Origin of the sequence: Gemmatimonas sp. (assembly GCF_044376735.1) — a bacterium.
Classification (GTDB): domain Bacteria; phylum Gemmatimonadota; class Gemmatimonadetes; order Gemmatimonadales; family Gemmatimonadaceae; genus Gemmatimonas.
Genome location: NZ_JBILKJ010000177.1, coordinates 1 through 5127 on the forward strand (window position 1 = coordinate 1; position 5127 = coordinate 5127).

Genomic DNA, 5127 nt, shown 5'->3' on the forward strand with positions numbered 1-5127 from the left:
CATTCTGCGCGCCGTCTTCCGTACGCTGCCCATCCTCCCCTCCTCCTCTCAGGTTCCGACGCCGCATCGGCTGACGGAGATCCTGTGGGTGGTCCTGCCGGTGGGTGGACTGATTGCCGTCTTCTTTGGCGCATATCGCGCCCTGCCCCAGTGACCGGCGTCGTGTTGGACCCCGACAAGGCCCCGACGCCGCTGTCGCGCGATCTGATCGCGCTGACGAAGCCGCGCATCATCTCGCTGCTGCTCGTGACGACGGTCGCGCCCATGTACGCAGCCGGCTCGCCGTCGCTGTTGTTGGTGCTGCTGGTCACCATCGGCGGCTACCTCATGGCCGGCGGCGCGAATGCGGTCAACATGTACCTCGACCGCGACATCGACGACGTCATGGCGCGCACGCGCCTGCGTCCGATTCCGAGCGGGCGCATGTCGCCCATCCAAGTGCTCGCCTTCGGAGTCGCCTGCGCCGCGTTCGCGACGTGGATGCTGGCGCAGTTCGTGAACGTCCTCACGGCGGGGCTCGCCCTGGCCGGGTTCTACTTCTACGTGTTCATCTACACGCGGTGGCTCAAGCGGTCGTCGCCGCAGAACATCGTGATCGGTGGTGCGGCCGGCGCGTTTCCCCCGCTGGTGGGGTGGGCGGCGGTCACGGGCACGCTCGATGTGTCGGCCCTCTGCCTGTTCCTGATCGTGTTCTACTGGACACCGCCGCATTTCTGGGCGCTCGCCCTGCTCAAGCAGGTGGACTACGGCCGCGCCAAGGTGCCGATGGCGCCGCTGGTGTGGGGTGAGCGCGAGACGATGTACCAGATGGTGTGGTACACCGTCATCCTCATCGTGCTCACGCTGTTACCGGTGCTGTTCGGCGCCTTCGGCACGCTGTATCTGGTGTCGGCGATCGTACTGAACGCGCTGCTGATGGGTGGCGTGCTCAAGGTGCTCTTCGCCGCGCGTGCGTCGAAGCCGTGGACCGGTCCGGCGTGGTGGGTCTACAAGTATTCGCTGTTGTATCTGGCCCTGCTCTTTCTCGCGATGGCGGTCGATCGGGCGATCGCGCCGTGACATCGCGGCGGGCCGCGTCGCCGCGCCCGTTGGCACGGCTGGCGCCACTCGTACGGCCCTACACCGCGCGGCTGGCCGTCGCCTTCTTTTTTCTCGTGGTCGCGGCCGCGGCGGGGCTGGTGTTCCCCGCGGTGCTGCGGTATTTGCTCGACGCCGCGTTTGTCCTCAAGGATCGCGGGGCGCTGGACCGAATCGCGTTGGGGTTGGTCGGAGTCTTCGCGGTGCAGGCGGTCGCGAACTTCGTCCAGGTGTTTCTGCTCAGCTCTTCCACCGAGCGGATCATCGCCACGCTGCGCGAGCAGACGTACGCGCACCTCATCCGGCTGTCGCCGGCGTTCTTCACCGAGCGCCGCACCGGTGAACTCACCAGCCGCCTGAGCAGCGATCTCGCCCTGCTGCAGTCGCTGCTGAGCACGTGGATCTCCGAGCTGTCGCGCCAGACGCTATTCCTGATTGGCGGCATCGCGATGATGTTCGTGACGAACCCCCGCCTCACGCTCACCACGCTGGCGGTGGTGCCGCTGGTCATCGGCGCGGCGTTCACCTTCGGGCGCGCACTGCGCCGGGCGAGCACGAGCGTGCAGGACCGCATCGGCGAGGCGATGGGAATGGCCGACGAATCGTTCGGCGCCATCCGCACCGTCCAGAGCTTCACGCGTGAAGGCATCGAGACGGAGCGATTCGGCGCGCTGCTGCACGACCTCGTGGGCGTGGCCGTCCAGCGCGCGCGCGTGCGGGCGCTGTTCTTCGGCGTCGTGGGCTTCGTGGCCTTCGGCTCGGTGGCGGCGGTGCTCTGGCAGGGTGGCGCGCAGGTGGTCGAGGGAAAGCTGACCGCCGGTACACTCGTGGCGTTCCTGTTTTACGCCCTGTTCGTCGCCGCGGCCGTGGGATCGTTGGCCACCTTGTTCGGCAACTTTCAGGAAGCCGTCGGCGCCGCGACCCGCGTGTTTGAACTGCTCGACACCCAACCCACCGTGCGCGATCCCGCGCACCCGCGTCGCTTCACCGGGCCGGTGCGCGGTGCGGTGGCCCTGGAGTCCGTCGCGTTCCGCTACCAGCCAGACCTCCCCGATGTCGTGCGGGAGATTTCGCTCGACATCGCGCCGGGTGACGTCGTTGCGCTGGTCGGGCGTTCAGGCGCCGGCAAGACCACGATTGCGAGCCTGCTGCCGCGCTTCTGGGATGTCACGGCGGGACGCATTACGCTCGACGGCATCGACATCCGCGACCTCGCGCTCGACACGCTGCGCGATGCCATCGGGATCGTGCCGCAGGAACCGGTGTTGTTCAGCGGCAGCATCCGCGAGAACATCGCATATGCCCGTCCCGATGCGAGCGACGCTGACGTCATGCGTGCGGCGCAGGCGGCACACGCGTGGGAGTTCATCGAGCGACTCCCCGACCAGTGGAATGCGCGCGTGGGTGAGCGCGGGGTAAAGCTCTCCGGCGGGCAGCGCCAGCGCATCGCGATCGCGCGGGTGTTTCTCAAAGATCCCGCCGTGGTGATCCTCGACGAAGCCACGTCGAGTCTCGACACCGAAAGCGAGCGGTACGTGGAGCAAGCGCTCGAGCAGCTGCTGCAGGGTCGCACCACGCTCCTGATCGCGCATCGCCTCAGCACCGTGCGCCGCGCCGATCGCGTGGTCGTGCTCGACCAGGGGCACATCGTGGAGACTGGCAGTCATGACGAACTGCTGGGGCGCGAAGACGGGCTCTTTGCGCGGCTTCACCAGCTGAGCTGAGTGCGCTGGGTGCGCTGGGTACGCTGGGTGCGTTGGGAGTTCCGAGTTCGCGTTTCGAGTCGTGGGTCACGCAACGACAGTTCGCCCACTCACCACTCCCAACTTGAACCCACAACTCCACACTCACGTGAGTGGCCGGGCCACGCGGCGATGCGAGGGAGCAGACCGTCAGAACTTCAGGTCTATCCGCGTCTCCACCTGCGCGTCGACCCGCACCCGCTGCTGCTTCACGCCGAATCGCTCGTGCCAGATCACGAGGGCATATCGGCCCGGCGGGACGTTGTCGAAGCGAAACTGTCCGTCGGCGCTGGTGACGGCCACGAACGGATGCGGGGTGACCGCCAGATACGCGAGCACCCACGGATGCAGATCGTCGCGAATCTGCACCAACCCCGGCACCTTGGCCGCGTCGCTGGTGGGCACCACCTGCCCCGCGTCGTTGAACAGCACCGTGCCGCGCGACGCCGACGCGCCGCCCACGTCGACGAACTGCAGGCGCGTCGTCATCGCATCCCGCGAGGTGATCATCACCGTGCCGCCGGCGGCGACGCGCTGTACGCGCGGATCCAGGCGGCACCCGTCGAGCAGCACGCGCACCCGGCGCGGCGCGTCGTCGCGGGGACCAGCGGCCACACCCACCAACCACACCACGCTGTTCCCCACGCCGCCATCGCGGCTGGGCACCAGCGATTGCGTGAACGGACGGCACACCGACAGATCGTGCGTGGGAGTGATGCTCGTGTCACGCGGCGAGCCGCCGCCGATCCTCCCCACGATGACGCCGCCGCTCGCCGGCGGTGCGACAGTGTACTGCCGCCCATCGGCACCGCCGGCCGCTCGCGCCAGCGACAGCACCGCGCTGTCCCTCGGCACCGCCATGGCGTGGTCTGCCCCGGGCTCCACCGTGACATCGGCGATGCGCCCGTTGTCCTCGTCCGGCCGCTTCGACTCGCCGCAGCCGACCAACGCCAGCACAAGAATCCACGGACGCCAGCCGTTCTCGCGCGCCCTCACACCACGATCAGGTCGCGCTGCAGCACACCGGGCGTCACCAGCAACGCGTCCTCGGCCACATACGCGTTGACCTCGGAGCGTACCCCCAACTCGCCGGGCAGGTAAATCCCCGGCTCGATCGAGAACCCGACGCCGGGAATGAGCAGTCGATCGTCGCGTGACTCGAGATTGTCGATCTGCGGCCCCGACCCGTGCAGCTCACGTGAGTCGATGCTGTGTCCGGTGCGATGCCAGAACTGCGGGCCGAATCCGCGCGCCTCGATCACGGCCCGCGCCGCGTCGTCGGCTTCACCGCCACGCACCGGTAGGCCGGCCGAGATACGGCTCTGCAGCAACGCGAGCGCCGCATCGCGGGCATCGCGCACCGCTTCCCACACCGTGACCACGCGCGCACTCGGCGTCCCCATGGAGGCCATCCACGTCTGATCGGCGTACACGCCACCGTTCTTCTCGCGGGCCCACAGGTCGATCAGCAGCGTGTCGCCGCGCTGAATCAGCCGAGGCGAGGAGGCCGACGGCATGTAGTGCGGATTGGCGGCATTCTCGCTGGCGGCCACGTCGGGGCCGTGATGCGTCTCTAGTCCGGCGCGGTCGAACGCCTCGATAATGCGCGCTTGCAGCTCATGCTCGGCCACGGGCGTTCCCGCCGCGACCATCGTGCCGGCGTACGCGATGGCCTCATGCGCGATGTGCATGATGCGATCGGCCGCACGTTCGTGCGACCGCAGCTGGTCGGGGGTCCACGTAGCGTAGATCTGCGACACGAGATCACCCGAGCACACCACCGTGGCCCCGCTGGCGCGTACGAGTTCGAGGACGCCGGCTGGCACGCGATCGAGATACGGGATGGCGTCACCCGGCGAGTATTCCATGGCAACGCGCTTGCCCTGCACCAGCGACGCGACCTCCGACTCGAGCGCGCGCCATCCAGTATAGGTGCGTAGCGGCCACGCCTTCGGCCAGCGCGCCCACGGGCCCGGCTCGATCGCGTGCGCGATCCCGATGGGAAGGCCCTCGCGTGGCACCAGCGCGAACACCCGACGCGACACGAGGCCGTCGAAGCCCAACAGCCCCGATGCGATGGCGTTCGTACCTCGGAAGTCGTACAACAACCATCCGTCGAGATCGGCGTCGGCAAGCAACTGCTGCAGACGCGGCAGCATTTCGGGGGTCAGCATGGCAGTCGGGATGTCAGGGGCACAACGCGCGACACCGACGATTCGGCGGCGCCTGGCAACAAATCAGCGGCGGCGCCACTCGGCGCGCCACTGACAGTGGCGATCACCGCGCGCACGACACATCACATGCTCGA

4 protein-coding genes are annotated in these 5127 nt (G+C 68.2%); 2 read left to right on the forward strand and 2 right to left on the reverse strand.

Annotated features, from left to right (window positions below):
- The first annotated feature begins 150 nt into the window (after window positions 1–150).
- Both ACIRA7_RS14780 and ACIRA7_RS14785 read left to right on the forward strand, forming a co-directional pair.
- Window positions 151–1059, forward strand: a complete 909-nt coding sequence (locus ACIRA7_RS14780) for a heme o synthase (RefSeq protein WP_396221614.1) — start codon at window positions 151–153, stop codon at window positions 1057–1059.
- Window positions 1056–2801 carry an ABC transporter ATP-binding protein gene (locus ACIRA7_RS14785; protein WP_396221615.1) on the forward strand — a complete coding sequence of 582 codons (1746 nt, stop codon included), beginning with the start codon at window positions 1056–1058 and terminating at the stop codon, window positions 2799–2801. Before ACIRA7_RS14780 ends, ACIRA7_RS14785 begins: the two co-directional genes overlap by 4 nt.
- A 168-nt stretch (window positions 2802–2969) precedes the next feature.
- Here the strand turns inward: ACIRA7_RS14785 and ACIRA7_RS14790 are convergent, their stop codons facing one another.
- A complete protein-coding gene (locus ACIRA7_RS14790) occupies window positions 2970–3815 on the reverse strand; it encodes a carboxypeptidase-like regulatory domain-containing protein (protein ID WP_396221616.1) in 846 nt (281 codons plus the stop codon).
- Window positions 3812–4993 (reverse strand): M24 family metallopeptidase, encoded by a 1182-nt coding sequence (locus ACIRA7_RS14795; RefSeq protein ID WP_396221617.1) that lies wholly within the window; start codon window positions 4991–4993, stop codon window positions 3812–3814. Before ACIRA7_RS14795 ends, ACIRA7_RS14790 begins: the two co-directional genes overlap by 4 nt.
- Window positions 4994–5127 lie beyond the last annotated feature (134 nt).

Excerpts from the sequence above, each read along its gene's own strand:
- ACIRA7_RS14795 (WP_396221617.1), bottom strand. The coding sequence starts at position 4,993 with ATGCTGACCCCCGAAATGCTGCCGCGTCTGCAGCAGTTGCTTGCCGAC.